Annotated in this window: 15 protein-coding genes; 7 read left to right on the forward strand and 8 right to left on the reverse strand. The window is 59.3% G+C overall.

What is annotated here, in order from left to right:
• The first annotated feature begins 199 nt into the window (after positions 1-199).
• The 4 genes from QZ511_RS13215 (at position 200) to QZ511_RS13230 (ending at position 6,033) form a co-directional block, all read left to right on the forward strand.
• A complete protein-coding gene (locus QZ511_RS13215; RefSeq protein ID WP_295803017.1) occupies positions 200-2,377 on the forward strand; it encodes a malate synthase G in 2,178 nt (725 codons plus the stop codon).
• A gap of 106 nt (positions 2,378-2,483) precedes the next feature.
• Positions 2,484-2,804 carry a heavy metal-binding domain-containing protein gene (locus QZ511_RS13220; RefSeq protein ID WP_295803018.1) on the forward strand — a complete coding sequence of 107 codons (321 nt, stop codon included), beginning with the start codon at positions 2,484-2,486 and terminating at the stop codon, positions 2,802-2,804.
• 20 nt (positions 2,805-2,824) lie between these two features.
• Positions 2,825-3,691, forward strand: a complete 867-nt coding sequence (fdhD, locus tag QZ511_RS13225) for a formate dehydrogenase accessory sulfurtransferase FdhD (protein ID WP_295803019.1) — start codon at positions 2,825-2,827, stop codon at positions 3,689-3,691.
• Entirely contained in the window at positions 3,688-6,033 is a 2,346-nt protein-coding gene (locus QZ511_RS13230; RefSeq protein ID WP_295803020.1) for an FdhF/YdeP family oxidoreductase, read from the forward strand. Before fdhD ends, QZ511_RS13230 begins: the two co-directional genes overlap by 4 nt.
• Before the next feature lie 82 nt (positions 6,034-6,115).
• Here QZ511_RS13230 and QZ511_RS13235 read toward each other — a convergent pair whose 3' ends face one another.
• The 7 genes from QZ511_RS13235 to QZ511_RS13265 form a co-directional block, all read right to left on the reverse strand.
• The gene (locus QZ511_RS13235) at positions 6,116-6,601 is read right to left on the reverse strand and encodes a hypothetical protein (protein WP_295803021.1); all 486 of its coding nucleotides are present in this window, start codon (positions 6,599-6,601) and stop codon (positions 6,116-6,118) included.
• Entirely contained in the window at positions 6,594-7,040 is a 447-nt protein-coding gene (locus QZ511_RS13240; RefSeq protein ID WP_295803022.1) for a GNAT family N-acetyltransferase, read from the reverse strand. The genes QZ511_RS13235 and QZ511_RS13240 overlap by 8 nt, the downstream gene beginning before the upstream one ends.
• 2 nt (positions 7,041-7,042) lie before the next feature.
• The gene (locus tag QZ511_RS13245) at positions 7,043-8,215 is read right to left on the reverse strand and encodes a cupin domain-containing protein (protein WP_295803023.1); all 1,173 of its coding nucleotides are present in this window, start codon (positions 8,213-8,215) and stop codon (positions 7,043-7,045) included.
• Positions 8,216-8,237: 22 nt separating this feature from the next.
• Positions 8,238-9,611: an adenylosuccinate lyase gene (gene purB, locus QZ511_RS13250; protein WP_295803024.1), complete on the reverse strand. Its 1,374-nt coding sequence runs from the start codon at positions 9,609-9,611 to the stop codon at positions 8,238-8,240.
• Positions 9,612-9,679: 68 nt separating this feature from the next.
• Complete coding sequence (gene hflD / locus QZ511_RS13255; protein WP_295803025.1) at positions 9,680-10,315, reverse strand: high frequency lysogenization protein HflD; 636 nt, start codon at positions 10,313-10,315, stop codon at positions 9,680-9,682.
• Entirely contained in the window at positions 10,312-11,418 is a 1,107-nt protein-coding gene (gene mnmA / locus QZ511_RS13260; RefSeq protein ID WP_295803030.1) for a tRNA 2-thiouridine(34) synthase MnmA, read from the reverse strand. Before mnmA ends, hflD begins: the two co-directional genes overlap by 4 nt.
• A 263-nt stretch (positions 11,419-11,681) precedes the next feature.
• The gene (locus tag QZ511_RS13265; RefSeq protein WP_295803026.1) at positions 11,682-12,392 is read right to left on the reverse strand and encodes a pseudouridine synthase; all 711 of its coding nucleotides are present in this window, start codon (positions 12,390-12,392) and stop codon (positions 11,682-11,684) included.
• 205 nt (positions 12,393-12,597) lie between these two features.
• Between QZ511_RS13265 and icd the strand changes: the two genes are divergently transcribed.
• Positions 12,598-13,848, forward strand: a complete 1,251-nt coding sequence (gene icd, locus QZ511_RS13270; RefSeq protein ID WP_295803027.1) for an NADP-dependent isocitrate dehydrogenase — start codon at positions 12,598-12,600, stop codon at positions 13,846-13,848.
• 233 nt (positions 13,849-14,081) lie between these two features.
• Here icd and cspD read toward each other — a convergent pair whose 3' ends face one another.
• Positions 14,082-14,366, reverse strand: a complete 285-nt coding sequence (gene cspD / locus QZ511_RS13275; RefSeq protein WP_295803028.1) for a cold shock domain-containing protein CspD — start codon at positions 14,364-14,366, stop codon at positions 14,082-14,084.
• 331 nt (positions 14,367-14,697) lie between these two features.
• Between cspD and clpS the strand changes: the two genes are divergently transcribed.
• Together clpS and clpA are read left to right on the forward strand one after the other, a co-directional pair.
• Positions 14,698-15,093, forward strand: coding sequence for an ATP-dependent Clp protease adapter ClpS (gene clpS / locus QZ511_RS13280; RefSeq protein WP_295803031.1), 396 nt, complete (start codon positions 14,698-14,700; stop codon positions 15,091-15,093).
• A gap of 135 nt (positions 15,094-15,228) precedes the next feature.
• A partial coding sequence (gene clpA / locus QZ511_RS13285; protein WP_295803029.1) for an ATP-dependent Clp protease ATP-binding subunit ClpA occupies positions 15,229-17,384 on the forward strand: 2,156 nt, incomplete at its 3' end.

A 17,384-nucleotide genomic window follows, 5' to 3' on the forward strand; every position in this document is an offset into this window, starting at 1 on the left:
CGCACCGCTGGATGCGGCGACTGATCCTCGATGTGGGGCGCCAGCTATAACTTGCCTATAACTTTGTCCCTGGCTTGTGTCCGGCTTCAAACCTTTATAATTCATGATGTAAATACTGAAGATTGCACCTATAAATTAGCGGTATGTACGGGCGCCTGTATAAAATGCCGCAAAACCTACCAGCACCATGAGGTCAGCTATGACGGAAAGAGTCCGCATCGGCGGTCTGCAGATTGCCGAAGAACTGCACAAACTGATAACCGAAGACGTGATTCCCGGCACCGGGGTCAGTGTCGAGGTGTTCTGGGCGGAGCTCGAAAAAATTGTCAATGACCTGGCCCCGGTCAACCGCACCTTGCTGCAGAAGCGCGACGAGATCCAGGCACAGATGGATCAGTGGTACCTGGACAACCCTCAGGGCTACCGCAATCTCCCCGCGTACAAGGATTTCCTGAAAAGTATCGGTTATCTGGTGTCGGAGCCCGCAGACTTCAGCGCGACCACGGAAAACGTCGACAGCGAAATTGCGACCCTGGCGGGCCCGCAGCTGGTGGTGCCGGTGATGAATGCGCGCTATGCACTCAATGCCGCCAACGCCCGTTGGGGCAGCCTGTACGATGCGCTCTACGGTACCGACGTGATCAGCGAAGCGGGCGGTGCGGAAAAGAGTGGTGGCTACAATCCAGTGCGCGGCGAGAAGGTGATTGCCTACGCCCGCGATTTTCTCGACCAGTCTGCGCCATTAAACCGCGCCAGCCACGCCGACGTGTCCGCCTATCGCGTCAACGGTTCGCTGCTGGAAGTTGAATTGCGCAGCGGCAAGGTGGCGACACTGAAAAATAGCCGTCAGTTCGTCGGTTACCGCGGTGCAGTCGAGTCGCCGGACGCGATACTGCTGGCGCACAACGGCCTGCATTTCGAGATCCAGATCGATCGCGACCACCCGATCGGCAAGACCGATCCGGCCGGTGTGAAAGATGTACTGGTGGAATCCGCACTCACCACGATCATGGATTGTGAGGATTCCGTGGCCGCGGTGGATGCGGAAGACAAGGCTCTGGTGTACCGCAACTGGCTCGGGCTGATGAAGGGCGACCTGGAAGAAACCCTTCGCAAGGGGGATAAAACCGTTGTTCGTCGGCTGAACCCGGATCGCGAATACAGGGGCGCCGAGGGTGGCCAGGTAAAACTCCCCGGACGCAGCCTGATGTTTGTGCGCAACGTTGGCCACCTGATGACCAACGACGCGATTCTCGACAAAGATGGCAACGAGATTCCCGAGGGCATTCTCGATGGCATGGTGACCACCCTTATCGCCATGCACGACCTGCGCGGCAGCGGTGACATCAAGAACTCCCGCACCGGCAGTGTCTATATCGTGAAACCGAAAATGCACGGTCCGGAAGAGGTGGCTTTCGCCAATACCCTGTTCGACCGCATCGAAGATGCGCTCGGCCTCGCTCGCAATACCGTGAAAATGGGCATCATGGACGAGGAGCGCCGCACCACGGTGAACCTCAAGGCCTGTATCGCCGCGGCGCGGGAACGGGTAGTGTTTATCAATACCGGATTCCTCGATCGCACCGGTGACGAGATCCACACTTCCATGCTGGCCGGCCCGATGATTCGCAAGGGCGATATGAAACAGTCCAAGTGGATTGCAGCGTACGAAGACTGGAACGTGGATACCGGCCTCGCCACCGGCCTCAAGGGCAGGGCGCAGATCGGCAAGGGCATGTGGCCGATTCCGGATCAGATGGCAGCGATGATGGAGGCCAAGATCGGCCATCCCATGGCCGGTGCCAACACCGCCTGGGTACCTTCTCCCACTGCGGCCACGCTGCATGCACTGCACTATCACAAGGTGGACGTGGCGAAAATTCAGGAAGACCTGGCGAAGCGCGAGCGCGCCAGTCTCGACGATATTCTCACTGTGCCGGTTGCTGACAATCCGCAGTGGAGCGCAGGGGATATTCAGCGGGAACTGGACAACAATGCCCAGGGTATTCTCGGCTATGTGGTGCGCTGGGTTGACCAGGGTGTCGGCTGCTCCAAGGTGCCGGATATCAATGACGTGGGCCTGATGGAAGACCGCGCGACCTTGCGCATTTCCTCCCAGCATATTGCCAACTGGCTGAAGCAGGGTATCTGCACCCGGGCCCAGGTGGAGGAAACCATGCGGCGCATGGCCGCGGTGGTGGATCGCCAGAATGCGGGCGATCCCAACTACCGGGACATGGCGCCGAACTTTGATAACAGCATTGCGTTCCAGGCGGCTTGCGAACTGGTGTTCGAGGGCTGTGCGCAACCCAACGGGTATACGGAGCCGGTATTGCATCGCCGGCGCAAGGAGTTCAAGGCCCGCAACGCGGTCTGAGCCTCCATCATTTTTGCGAAATTGACCTCCTGCAAAGCCTCGCCATCGTGCGGGGCTTTGTGTTTCTATACTCCCAAACAGCAGGTGAATTTTTCAGGGGAATCCGATGATCAAGACCACGACGCCAGGCATTGAAGGACACCAGATCGAAAAATATCTCGGGATTGTGGTTGGCGAGGCCATCCTCGGTGCCAATATCTTCAAGGACCTGTTCGGTGCGGTGCGGGATATTGTCGGTGGTCGTTCCGGTGCCTACGAGCGGGAGATGGGCAAGGCCCGCGAAATCGCATTTGAAGAAATCGAGCAGCAGGCCCGCGCGCTGGGAGCCAATGCCATCGTGGGCATTGACCTGGATTACGAAGTGGTTGGGGAAAAGGGCGGCATGATGATGGTGAGTGTCAGCGGTACTGCGGTGAAATACCGTTAACCGGTTGCGACTTTCGGCCAATGACGAAATTACCCGGCACTTACGACTTTGTCAGTTATGTTGAACCGGACCCGCAGCCCGGTACTCAGGTGCTTGCCAGCGAAGCCGCCGTGGCGATCAGTTTTAATGGCATCAATCACGCGGTGATGATGGCAACTCCCTGTGACCTGGAGGACTTCGCCATCGGTTTCAGCCTGTGCAACGGTATCGCTACCTCCGCGCACCAGGTGCTGGATGTGGAAACTGCGTTTGTCGAAAATGCGGTTACCCTGGATATCACCCTGAACCAGCGTGCGATGCAGCAGTTTCGACAGGCCCGACGGGCACTGGCGGGCACCAGCGGGTGTGGCCTGTGCGGCGTTGAAGCTCTGGAACAGGCGCTGGCGCCGCCCGGGGCTGCTGTGGGTGCTCCCGGTAGTCTTTATCCGCAGCGACAGACTCCGGCGGCATTGCCGGCGCTGGCGCACCTCCGGGAGCTGCGCCAGCGCTTCCGGGAATCGCAACAGCAGCGCTGTTCCCGCGGTGCCATGCACGCGGCTCTGTTTGTAGATGGAGATGGCAATACCCGTGCCTGCCGGGAGGATATTGGCCGTCACAACGCCCTGGACAAACTGCTGGGTGCCTGCGCCCGCGAGAGTATCGGGCTGGAGGGCGGCTTTGTTGCCATTACCAGTCGCTGTAGCCTGGAACTGGTACAGAAGGCCGTGCGCGCCGGTGTTTCCACCCTGGTGAGCCTCGCTTCTCCCTCGGATTTGTGTGTCCGCTGGGCGCAACAATATCACCTGAACCTGATCCATATGACGTCGCAAGACAGTCCGCGGGTATACAGTCCCGCGCCCGTCGAAGCCAAACGCCTGATGGCCAGTAACGTGAAGGAAGGCCCATGAAAACCCCGGTAGACCGCTTTCGTTTCCGTCCGTATGACCGGCCCGCGGCTGGCTGGGGCGCGCTGCGCAGCGTTGCCCACGCCTGGCTGGACAGCAGGCAGCCGTTCAAGAACCTGCGTGCGATGTTGCAGACCAACCAGCACGGCGGCTTTGATTGTCCGGGTTGCGCCTGGGGGGAGGGGCCCAAAGAGGGCAATATCCGCTTTTGCGAAAATGGCGCCAAGGCGGTGAACTGGGAAGCCAGTGGTCGTGGGGTGGATGCGGGATTTTTTGCCGATAACAGTATTGAAGAATTGCTCGCGCAGGACGATTACTGGCTCGAATACCAGGGCCGCCTGACCGAGCCAATGTATTACGACGGCAGTGATGGCCACTACCGTCCGATTTCCTGGGAGCGCGCATTTGCGGTGATTGCGGAACATCTCAATGGGCTGCAATCGCCAGATGAGGCGGCGTTTTATACCTCCGGGCGCGCCAGTAACGAAGCCGCATTTCTCTACCAGCTATTTGCCCGCGGGTTTGGCACCAACAACCTGCCGGACTGCTCCAATATGTGTCACGAGGCGAGTGGAGTCGCGCTGAAGGAAAGTATCGGTACCGGCAAGGGCACGGTGACCTACGAGGACTTTGCCCGAGCGGAAGCGATTTTCGTGATCGGGCAGAATCCCGGTACCAACCATCCGCGCATGCTGGAGCCGCTCAGCGAGGCGGTGTCCCGCGGCGCCCAGGTAGTGGTTTTCAATCCCCTCCGAGAGCGCGGGCTGGAACGGTTTCAGGCGCCCCAGGATCCGCTGCAGATGCTGACCAATAGCGACTCGGCGCTCAGTACCGCCTATTTGCGGCCGGCACTCGGCGGCGATATTGCGGTCATCCGCGGTATCGCGAAATTGCTTTTCCAATGGCAGCAGGAGGCGCAACAGGAACCGGTGACAACCGGGGGCGAGGGCGGTGCAACCGGCCCGCTGGACCTGGAGTTTATCGAACAGCACTGCACCGGGTTTGCGGAATATCAGGCCGAGGTAGAGGCCACCAGCTGGCAGAGCATCCTCGACAAAAGCGGCCTGGAGAAAGATGAGCTGGAGCGCGCGGCGCATATTTTCTGTCGCAGCAATGCCACCATCATCTGCTGGGCCATGGGCATCACCCAGCACCGGCACTCGGTGGCGACGATTCAGGAAATTACCAATCTGCAGCTATTGCGCGGCCAGGTGGGCCGTCCCGGCGCGGGCCTGTGTCCGGTGCGCGGGCACAGCAACGTGCAGGGCGACCGCACCATGGGCATCGACGACAATCCGCCCGCGGCATTCCTCGATGCGCTGGAGAGGCGCTTCGAGTTTTCGGTGCCGCGGGAACCGGGTCTGAATGTGGTAAAAACCATCGAGGCCATGCTCGACGGCCGGGTAAGCGTATTTGTCGGCCTCGGAGGCAACTTTGCCCAGGCGACGCCCGACAGTGCGCGCACTCACCAGGCGCTGCGCAACTGCGCGCTCACGGTACAGATCAGTACCAAGCTCAATCGCAGCCACCTGGTCACGGGTAAATCCGCGTTGATACTGCCCTGTCTCGGGCGCACCGATATCGACGAGCAGAGATCCGGCCCGCAGGCGGTGACTATTGAAGACTCATTCAGCATGGTGCACGCATCCAGTGGCCAGTTGCGCCCGCTGTCTGCGGAAATGCGCTCGGAGCCGGCGATTATTGCCGGAATGGCCCAGGCCACCCTGGGCAAGACGCCGGTGGACTGGCTGCACCTGATAGACGATTACCGCCGGATCAGGGAGTTGATCGCCGACGTGATACCGGGATTTGACGGCTTCAACCAGCGGCTGTCTACGCCCGGCGGTTTCTATCTGCAAAACCCTGCAGGGCAGCGCCAGTGGAATACCGCAGGTGGGCGCGCGCTCTTTGTCAGTCACCCGTTACCGGATGTAATGCCGGCACAGGTGACCGCGCACAAAGGGAGAACGCCGGATCTGCTGTTGCAGACGTTGCGCTCTCACGACCAGTACAACACCACCGTTTACGGCCTGAATGACCGCTATCGGGGCGTGCAGGGAGAGCGCCATGTGCTGTTCGCCCATCTCGATGATATTCACCGTCTCGGCTTCGAGGATCGGCAAAAGGTGGATATTGTTTCCCTGTGGAATGATGAGATCGAGCGCCGCGTGCGGGGTTTTACCCTGATTGCCTACGATATTCCCCGCGGTCAGGCTGCCGCCTATTATCCGGAGGCCAATCCGCTGGTGCCGCTGGAAAGTTACGGTGTGGGTAGTTTTACTCCGACCTCGAAATTGATCGCGATTCGGCTGGAACAGAGCAGTTTGCCCGGGCGGATCATATAGGGCGGGAAAGGCTGCTGAGGTGAAAAACGAGTGGGGGAAAGGCTGGTGCGGGAACCTGACCGGCCGTAACGATTGCCCTGGCTCAGATCAGCAGGCGCCGCAAATCCGGATCGGGACGGGCGTGGGTCCACGCCTGTTCGAACACATCCCGCAGCTGCCGCACCCGCACCGGGTTTTCCGGATCGTGGTGCCCGCGCCACTGCTCGAGATCTTCGCAGTGCAGTAACTGTATGCCATCGGCGAGCACAAATTCCTGCGTTTTCGATTCCGCTGCAGGCTGAAGCTTCTTCAGTTCAATACGGGTGCTCAGGCGCTGAATGAGCGGGAGCAAACGGTGGGGTCGCCGCAACAGCGGCTCGCTGTCGGCAATCAGGATCTGCAGTCGCGCATAGCGACTGCTGCGAACAAATTCCGAGAGCAACTGAACGGTTTCGCGCTCGTGGTACAGCGGTCGGGCCAGCTGCTGCGAGTAAATCTGCACTTGGCGGCGCGCCGTTCCCAGCAGGTACTGCAAAGCGCGGGAAAATTCCCCGGCACCGAGCAAGGTGCGGGAAGTCGGCTCACTCATCGGTCGCCGGTTCCTCGAGCGGCAGTTGCAGCTCCATGCGCACATGGGGGATATTCGCCTCAAAAAATTCCTCGCCTACCGGTTTGAAACCCGCTTTCGCGTAAAACGGAATGGCGTGGCTCTGGGCGTTGAGGTACACGCATTTCTGCCCTTCGGCGCGGGCAAATTTGCAGATGAACAGCAGCAGTTGAAGACCCGCGCCCAGGCCCCGGGCATCGCGCAAAATGGCCATTCGACCAATTTTTCCGTCGCCAGTAATCCGCCCGGTGCCGACCGCCTTGTTCTGGTAAAACACCAGGAAGTGCTGGGCCTTGGGCTCGTGTTCGTCCCACTCGATCTCCGGCGGCACCGCCTGTTCTTCCACAAATACCCGCTGGCGAATGGAGCGGATGGTGTCGTAATCGTTGTTCCAGTCGGCCAGGCGCACAAACAGGCTCACGGCTATTCCTCCTCGTCCCAGTCTTCTTCGCCTTCCGGGTAGATAAGGCTACCCTGCGAAACCAGTTGATCGATCAGACCATTCTCGCCAACCAGTTCCGGGTGCGTATCCAGGTCCGCAGCGCTCAGGGTGCGGGAATTGCAGAAGGCCTCGGCAAAGAGCAGCGGAGCCGGGAAGGATTCGCCGTCGATAAACAGGGTTTGTGGGTCGCGGCAGAAAGCGCAGCGGGAACCCGGATTCAGGATCAGGCTGGCGCCCTCTGCCAGCTGGTCGCGCCAGTCTTCCGCGGTACCCGCATCCAGCGCGATGGTGTCCGGATATTTGGCCTCGGTCATGATGGCGCCGAACCACTGGGCAATATTCTGCGGTTGCTGGAGCCACTCGGATAATTGCTTCTGTACCCGCGCCACCGATTCCCCATCGATCTCCGAAGGGTTGGCGGGAATCGTCAGGTCAGGATCCGTATAGCGGATGTGATCCGGCAGGCCCATGGCCAGCTCGGCGGCGAGGTCTTCCAGCAGGGTGCGCGCAGAGGGTGCGCGGAAGCCGACGGAAATTGTGGTGCAGCCGCCTTCGGCAATGCCCCAGTGGCTAAATTGGGGCGGCAGGTAGAGCATGTCGCCCGGTTCCAGCAGCCAGCTGCTTTCCGCTTCAAATTCCCTGAGGATATTAAGGTTTGTTTCCTCTACCCGGAGACTGCCGGAGGCCGCCTTGGCGCCCAGGTGCCAGCGGCGTTTGCCCTCGGCCTGCAGCAGGAATACATCGTAAAAGTCGTAGTGAGGTCCGACAGAGCCCTGATCGGCGGCGTAGCTGATCATGATGTCATCGAGCCGCCAGTCCGGGATAAAACGGAACTTTTCCTTCAGTTCCGCCACTTCTGGTATCCACTGGTCCACCGCCTGCACCAGCAGTGTCCAGTGGCTTTTCGGCAGATTGAAGAAGTCCTCTTCCGCAAAGGGGCCGTTGCGCAGCTGCCAGGGCCCCTCGCTGCCGTGCTCTTCGATCAGTCGCGACTCGATATTTTCCTCGAGTGCCATGCCGGCCAGCTCTTCGCCGGAAATCGGTGACTCGAAGTCGGGAAACGCCTGGCGAATGAGCAATGGCTTTTTCTGCCAGTAGTCGCGCAGGAATTCCTCGACACTGATATCCCCCAGATGGGTCAGAGCTGTCGTCACGGCATGGTCTCCAGACAGTAGGTCAGATGTTGTTTGCCTGGTCAATCGCGTTGCCGATATAGCTGGCCGGCGTCATTTCGCGCAGCGCCTGCTTGGCTTCTTCCGGCATTTCCAGCCCGTCGATAAAGGTCGCCAGGGTTTCCTTGTTGATGCCCTGACCGCGGGTAAGCGCTTTCAGTTTTTCGTACGGCTCTGCGATGTTGTAGCGGCGCATCACGGTCTGAATCGGCTCCGCCAGCACTTCCCAGGCGTTGTCCAGGTCTTCCGCCAGGCGCGCCTGGTTAATTTCCAGTTTGCTCAGGCCCTTGAGGGTGGCGGCATAGGCTATGACGGAGTACCCGGCGCCGACGCCCATATTGCGCAGTACGGTGGAGTCGGTCAGGTCGCGCTGCCAGCGGGAAACCGGCAGCTTGGCCGCCAGGTGCTGGAATACCGCATTGGCAATACCCAGGTTGCCTTCGGAATTTTCGAAGTCGATGGGGTTGACCTTGTGCGGCATGGTGGAGGAGCCCACTTCGCCGGCAACGACTTTCTGCTTGAAGTAACCCAGGGAGATGTAGCCCCAGATATCCCGGTCGAAATCGATCAGGATGGTGTTGAAACGGGCAATGGCGTCGAACAGTTCGGCGATGTAATCGTGGGGCTCGATCTGGGTGGTGTAGGGATTCCAGGTCAGACCGAGGGACGTAACAAAGGCTTCGGCATTGGCCTGCCAGTCGACTTCCGGGTAGGCGGACAGGTGCGCGTTGTAGTTGCCCACCGCACCATTGATTTTGCCCAGCAGCTCCACATCGTGAATCTGCTTAACCTGGCGACGCAGGCGTGCGACCACGTTCGCCAGCTCCTTGCCCACGGTGGTGGGACTGGCAGTCTGGCCGTGGGTGCGGGACAACATGGGAACAGCGGCGAAATTTTTCGCCAGTGCGGCAATTTCGCTGATGATCTGGTTCATCGCTGGCAGCAGTACCTGGTCGCGGCCGGCGCGGAGCATCAGCGCGTGAGACAGGTTGTTGATGTCTTCGGAGGTGCAGGCGAAGTGGATGAACTCGCTGACTGCCGCCAGTTGCTCGTCACCTTTTACCTTTTCCTTGAGGAAGTATTCCACGGCCTTTACATCGTGGTTGGTGGTGCGTTCGATTTCCTTGATGCGCCCGGCATCCTGCAGGGAAAACTGGCTGACGATGTCATCCAGGATCTGGTTGCTGTTGCCGGTGAAAGGCTGGACTTCGGCAATTTTTTCGTGACGCGCCAGCTGTTGCAACCAGCGTACCTCCACTTCCACCCGCGCGCGGATCAGGCCGTATTCGCTGAAAATATCGCGCAGTGCCGCAGTTTTGCTTTCGTAGCGTCCGTCAATGGGGGAAACCGCAGTCAGGGCGGATAGCTCGACAGTCATCATCTTTCTCCGATAAAGAAGTCAGCCGCATTGTGCAGGCGCACGGTGCGGCATAAAACAAAAAAGGTTCAGTGCTCCAGGCTCTCGTATTTCGAGATCAGGGCGTCCATGGCGGCAATCAGTTTTTTCCGCTGAAACAACAGGTGCATGCGGCGGCCACCCAGTTGCCGCCACAGCATGGCAGCGCGCACTCCGGCAAACAGCATGGTGCGAATCTGGTTGGCAATGCGCTGCTGTTGCAGGTAATTGAAGTCGCCCAATACCTGAATGCGGAAGCGAAAAGTGCTCAGAGTGTCACTGTAGATACTGGCCAGGCTGGCGAACACATTTTCGTGCCCGGTACCGAAGTGATCAGTCTGCAATTGCGCTTTCTCGAGGCGGCTGCCAATAATCGACAGCAAGTCCGGTTTCTTTGCCAGTTGCCGCTGCAGATAGAGGATGGAAAGCACATAGCGCAGGCAGTCGGTATATTCCGGGTGTTGCCGGGTTGCCAGCAGCTGACGAGCGCCGCGCAGCCCGGGAAGCAGCTTTTCGACGCCGCCGAAAACATCTTCAGTGGTTTCCGGGTTTTGCTGGAACAGGCTGTAGACACCGGTTTCCAGCTGTTCTGCGGGAGCGGTGCCGGTTTTGGCCAGGCGTTCAACGAGAATGGCGGCCTGGAAAACGCCCGCGAGCGCCAGTGCCTGATCTTTCCAGTTGCTCAAGTATTACTCCCTGCCTGCGTTTCGGTTTCACCAATGCCGGTGGCCTCGTCGATGACCGCGCCGCCGAGACAGATATCGCCCTGATACAGCACCACTGACTGGCCGGGGGTTACCGCGCGTTGCGGCTGGTCAAAGGCAATGCTCAGGCTGCCGTCGCTGTCGACGGTAACCAGGCAATCCTGGTCTTCCTGGCGGTAACGGGTCTTGGCGCCTGCGCGGAATTCACTGGCCGGCGGCGCGCCGTTGATCCAGTGGGTCTGGGAAGCCTTGAGGCCGGTGGAATAGAGCAGCGGGTGGTGTTTTCCCTGGGCCACCAGCAGGACATTGCGGGCGAGATCCTTGCCGACTACATACCACGGCTGGTCACCGGCACCTTTGACACCGCCGATCCCCAGGCCCTGACGCTGGCCGATGGTGTGGTACATCAGGCCGGCGTGCTGCCCCATGACCTCGCCTTCCGGGGTCTGCATTTCCCCGGGCTGGGCCGGCAGGTACTGCTCCAGGAAATCCTTGAAACGGCGCTCGCCGATAAAACAGATTCCGGTGCTGTCTTTCTTGGTGGAGGTGATGAAGCCGTTTTCCTCGGCGATCCGCCGCACTTCCGGCTTTTCGAGTTCCCCCAGGGGAAACAGGGAGCGCGCAAATTCTGCCTCGCCAACGGCGTGCAGGAAGTAGCTCTGGTCTTTATTTGCGTCCAGCCCCTTCAGCAGGTAGGTGCGGCCGTCAATATCTTTGCGGCGGGCGTAGTGGCCGGTGGCAATGGCATCGGCGCCGAGAACCTGCGCGTACTCGAGAAATACCTTGAACTTGATTTCCCGGTTACACAGGATGTCCGGGTTCGGGGTGCGGCCCGCCTGGTATTCGGCGAGAAAGTACTCGAAGACATTGTCCCAGTACTCGGCGGCAAAGTTGGCGGTGTGCAGCTTGATGCCGAGGCGCTGGCACACGGATTCCGCGTCCGCGAGGTCCTGTTTGGCGGTGCAGTATTCGGTGCCGTCGTCCTCGTCCCAGTTTTTCATGAACAGCCCCTCAACCTGATACCCCTGTTGCATCAGGAGGAGGGCGGCGACTGATGAGTCGACACCACCGGACATGCCGACGATGACCCGAGACCCCGCCGCAAGGTAGGGGACGGTGCTGGATTCGGAAGCGTGTGCAGGTAAATCTGGGGGCACAGAAGACTCCGCCAATGAGAGTTGAGAGCAGCCTGACGCTGCGAGCCGATAAAATGGGGCCGCATTTTACCTGCGATTGTCGGTTGTGACCAATCCGCCGGTTGCGGGTGCTCTTTTACCTTTGTCTCAGTTACAGACTAGCCGGACTTGACCAGTAAGAGTGGCGCGGCGCCATGTCCGGAAACCGTGGTCTAGCGGGAGGGTTTGCGCGGCCGCCGCGGGGGGGCAGCGGGCCTGCCCGCCGGCCTTGCGGTGGTTCCCGGCTTTGTGCGGTCACGCGGTTTTGCGCGACTGGCCGAGCGGTTGTCACTGCCACTTTTGCCGGGATTGCGGGGTTTGTTGCCGCCCGGGGCGCGCGGCAGGGTGACCTGTTCTTTTCGGTATTCTCCCGGCTGCAGTGTATCCAGCTTCCAGTTGCCGATGGCAACCCGGATCAGCCGCAGGGTAGGGAAGCCCACCGCCGCGGTCATGCGTCGCACCTGCCGGTTGCGACCCTCTCGGATTGTCAGTTCCAACCACGAAGTGGGGATGGACTTGCGTTCGCGGATTGGCGGTGTTCGCGGCCAGACTACCGGCTCAGACAGCTGCCGGGCCTTGGCGGGCGCGGTTTTGCCATCCTTCAAGGTGACGCCCGCGCGCAATGCTGCCAGCGCCTCTGCGTCGATGGCCCCCTCAACCTGTACCCAGTAAGTCTTGGGCAGCTTGTTGCGCGGGTGTGCAATCGTGTGTTGTAGCTGGCCGTCATCGGTCAGCAACAACAGTCCTTCGGAGTCGAAATCCAGCCGTCCGGCCGCATAGACTCCGGACTCTCGCACGTAGTCAGCCAGGGTGGGGCGCCCGTCAGGATCTGTAAACTGTGACAGGACCCCGTAAGGCTTGTTGAACAGAATAAGCTGGCTCATGGGTATGGCTGGTGCTTTAGTTGTAATGAAACTACAAAATCAGCCTGATGCTGATATAATCCCGCCGATTTTTAGCCGGCTCGGCGTATGCAACGGCGCAAACAATGGGCGGCAACCAAGACCGGCAGTGGATTTTCGGCGCATTATGCCGGTTTTCCACCGACAAAGCCGGACGTTTAGCAAAAGAGTTACGGGAGTCAACTTAATGGGTCATATCCAAGTGCCGGCCAACGGCGAAAAAGTTACAGTCAACGCAGATGGTTCTCTGAACGTACCGAGCACCCCGATCATTCCGTTCATCGAAGGTGACGGCATTGGCGTGGATATCACCCCGGTAATGCGCAAAGTCATCGACGCAGCAGTCAACACTGCTTACGGCGACGACAAATCCATCGCCTGGATGGAAATCTTCTGTGGTGAGAAAGCTGCCGAAACCTACAGCGGCGACTGGTTCCCGGCTGAAACCCTGGAAGCCATCAAGGAATACGTTGTCAGCATCAAAGGCCCGCTGACCACGCCGGTAGGTGGCGGCTTCCGCTCCCTGAACGTCGCCCTGCGCCAGGAGCTCGACCTGTACGTTTGTCAGCGTCCGGTGCGCTGGTTCAGCGGTGTACCTTCTCCGGTCAAAGAGCCGAACAAGGTAGACATGGTGATCTTCCGTGAGAACTCCGAAGACATCTACGCGGGCATCGAGTGGAAAGCTGGCACCGACGAAGCGAACAAGGTAGTCAAGTTCCTGCAGGAAGAGATGGGTGTTAAGAAGATCCGCTTCCCGGAAAACTGCGGTATCGGTGTGAAGCCGGTTTCCGAAGAGGGCACCAAGCGCCTGGTACGCAAGGCGCTGCAGTACACCATCGATCAGGATCGCGACTCCCTGACCCTGGTGCACAAGGGCAATATCATGAAGTTCACCGAAGGTGCCTTCGCCGACTGGGGCTACGAGATTGCCCGTGAAGAGTTCGGTGCGCAGCCGATCGACGGCGGCCCCTGGTGCAGCTTCAAGAACCCGAACACCGGCAAGGAAATCGTGGTTAAGGACGTGATCGCTGACGCCATGCTGCAGCAGATCCTGCTGCGTCCGGCAGAGTACGACGTGATCGCGACCCTGAACCTGAACGGCGACTACCTGTCCGACGCCCTGGCTGCCCAGGTTGGCGGTATCGGTATCGCTCCGGGTGCCAACCTGTCCGACGAAGTAGCGCTGTTCGAAGCCACCCACGGTACTGCCCCCAAGTACGCGGGCCAGGACAAGGTAAACCCCGGTTCCCTGATCCTGTCTGCTGAAATGATGCTCCGCCACCTGGGCTGGAACGAAGCCGCAGACCTGGTTGTGAAGGGCGTGGAAGGTGCCATCGAGGCCAAGACCGTGACTTACGATTTCGAGCGCCTGATGGACGGTGCCGAGCTGAAGTCCTGTTCCGAATTCGGTGACGAAGTCATCAAGCACATGGCTTAATCCGGGAACGGAACTAAAAAGCCCCGCCTCTTTACGGAGGCGGGGCTTTTTTGTTTGGGAAAATCGCCTCGGGGCCAGTTGACCGAATATTGGAGGTTGGTCACGAAATTTGCGGGGACGCAACAAATTCAGCCCGTATTGCCGGGCTGAACTGCGGTCCTGCAACCAGGTTGCTAATACAGCTGGTCAGGCGATGCTGCCCTGGGTCACCAGGGCGCCGGGCGACGTGGCGCTCAGTCGAGCGCTTCTTCCGTTTCCTTGATGCGCTCGGCACTGGCAGGTGCCGAGGGGGCAGCCGATTGCGGCGCATCTGCGGTAGCCGGGGTGATATTGGCTGCGTGGTAACCCTTGTCCCCCTGGATAATGTCAAAGTTGACCTGCTGACCCGCTTTCAGTGTGCGGTAGCCTTCCATCTGGATAGCGGAATAGTGTGCGAACAGGTCTTCTCCACCTTCATCCGCGAGAATAAATCCATATCCCTTGGCATTATTGAACCACTTAACGGTACCGGTAGGCATGGCGAAATCCCTCTAATATTGCCGGGGCGACTGCTGGCCGCCTATGAATTGTCTTATTTATTGTTATTGCGCTTCATGCGCCTCATTTATTGGTACAAATTCGTCTTGCACAACTATCTGGCTTATTGCCTGAAACCGCTTTGGCGCGGTTACTACCTCTTGTAGCCAAGACATTCTCCCTTGTCAAGGAGAACCGCTTGCTGCGAATGTGCGCATTCCTGAATGGGGTTACAATGGCCCCTCATGCCGAAGGGGCGTTACGGGTTTCACCATCGAGAAACCGCGCCCTGCGGATCCCGAATTTGACCCCGAACTCTTATTGATTGGCGCTATGGGAAAATTACAAACCATTAAACTACACTCGAACGAAGGCGAGGGAGGAGACGACGTCTATTTCCATGGAGCGGAGGGGGATACCGCGGTCGCAGAGGCGAAACCGCGCCTGAAACGCCCCCCGATGTACAAGGTTGTCATGCTCAATGACGACTACACCCCGATGGATTTTGTGGTGGAGGCGCTGGAGCTGTTCTTCTTTGTGAACAGGGAGCGCGCTACTCAACTTATGTTGCAGGTACACACTAAGGGAAAAGCGATCTGCGGTGTCTATACTCGAGATATAGCGGAAACAAAGGCCGCTCAGGTGAATCAGTTTGCGCGAGACCACGAGCATCCTTTGCTGTGTGAAATCGAGGCTGATGAAGAAGATGAAAACGGTGAAGAGGGGTAAAGCCACTGTTCCGGCGCCTGTACGCATTCGGGCGTCCATTTCGCAGCCGGTACCGCCGGCATGCAGCAGATCAGCAAATACCGGGCAGCGGCTATGGCTCCCGGGTGACATTGGCCAGTAAGGTTTGAGGTTTAGATGCTCAGCAAGGATTTAGAGGTAACGCTCAATCTAGCGTTCAAAGGTGCACGGGCGAAACGCCACGAGTTCATGACCGTAGAACACCTGTTGCTGGCGCTGCTGGACAATGAATCGGCCGCCGATGTCCTGCACGCGTGCGGTGCGGACCTCAGTGCGCTGCGCCGTGAGCTCCTCGAGTTCGTAGACTCGACCACTCCCCTGATTCCTGAAAACGATACCGAGCGCGAAACCCAGCCAACCCTGGGGTTTCAGCGGGTGCTGCAGCGGGCCGTTTTCCATGTGCAGTCCTCCGGAAAGAAAGAGGTGACTGGTGCCAACGTGCTGGTCGCCATCTTCTGTGAGCAGGAAAGTCAGGCGGTGTACTACCTCAAACAACAGAGTGTCGCCCGTATTGATGTGGTGAATTACATCACCCATGGAATCTCCCGGGTCAGCTCCGGTGGCCACAACGCCCACAGCAATCCGGACCCGTCCCCTGAGCAGGTGGATGAAGACCTGGGTACCACTTCCGAGCCCGGCGGTTCCGACCCGCTCGAAAGCTATTCCACCAACCTCAATCAGGAAGCGATTCTCGGGCGTATCGACCCGCTGGTAGGGCGCGGCCCCGAAGTGGAGCGGGTCACCCAGGTGCTGGCACGCCGGCGCAAGAACAATCCGCTGCTGGTGGGCGAGTCCGGCGTGGGCAAGACCGCGATCGCCGAAGGGCTTGCCCGCCGTATTGTCGATGGCGAAGTGCCGGAACCTCTGCAGGAGAGCACCATTTACTCTCTGGATCTGGGCTCACTGCTTGCCGGAACCAAATACCGCGGCGATTTCGAAAAACGCTTCAAGGCGCTGCTGGCGGAATTGAAGAAGCGCGAGCACGCGGTACTTTTCATCGATGAAATCCACACCATTATCGGCGCGGGTGCCGCTTCCGGTGGGGTGATGGATGCCTCCAATCTGCTCAAGCCGCTTCTTTCCAGCGGCCAGCTGCGCTGTATCGGCTCCACCACATTTAACGAATATCGCGGAATTTTCGAGAAGGATCGCGCACTTTCCCGTCGCTTCCAGAAAATCGATGTCCACGAACCATCGGTAGACGAAACCGTGCAGATTCTGCAGGGGCTGAAGTCCTGCTTTGAGGATCACCACAAGGTGCGCTTTACCGACGCCGCGCTGGAGGCGGCCGCGCAGCTGGCAAACCGCCATATCACCGAGCGCTTCCTGCCGGACAAGGCGATTGACGTGATCGACGAGGCCGGCGCCTTCCAGGCATTGCTGCCGGAAGACCAGCGCAAGGAGATCATTTCGGTCACCGAGATCGAGAATGTGGTCGCCAAAATGGCCCGTATTCCCGCGAAAAGTGTCTCCGCTTCCGACAAGGCACAGCTGGCCAAACTGGAAGACAACCTCAAGATGGTGGTATTTGGCCAGGATCAGGCCATCGACGCGCTTGCTACATCCATCAAGCTAGCGCGTGCCGGACTCGGCGCAGAGGAGAAGCCGATCGGTTCCTTCCTGTTTGCGGGGCCCACCGGTGTCGGTAAAACCGAGCTGTGTCGCCAGCTGGCGCAGGTGATGGGGATCGAGCTGATCCGTTTCGATATGTCCGAGTATATGGAGCGACATACGGTATCGCGCCTGATTGGCGCGCCACCCGGCTACGTCGGCTTCGACCAGGGCGGCCTGCTTACCGATGCGGTAACCAAGCACCCCCACAGCGTGGTACTGCTCGATGAAATCGAAAAGGCCCACCCGGAAGTGTTTAACCTGCTGTTGCAGGTGATGGATCACGGTACCCTGACAGACAACAATGGCCGCAAGGCGGACTTCCGCAATGTCATCCTGATCATGACCACCAACGCGGGGGCAGAACTGATGAGTCGCCGGTCTATCGGTTTTACCAGTCAGGATCACAGTACCGACGGCATGGAGTCCATCAAGAAGATGTTCACTCCCGAATTCCGCAACCGACTGGACAGCGTCATCCAGTTTGGCGCGCTGGATATTCAGGTGGTCAAAACCGTGGTGGATAAATTCATCGTGGAACTGCAGGCGCAGCTGGACGAGTCCGGAGTGACCCTGGTGGTCGACGACGAGGCCCGGGAGTGGCTGGCGGTGAACGGCTATGACGAGAAGATGGGGGCGCGCCCCATGGCCCGGCTGATACG

Origin of the sequence: uncultured Microbulbifer sp. (genome assembly GCF_913055755.1) — a bacterium.
Lineage (GTDB): Bacteria > Pseudomonadota > Gammaproteobacteria > Pseudomonadales > Cellvibrionaceae > Microbulbifer.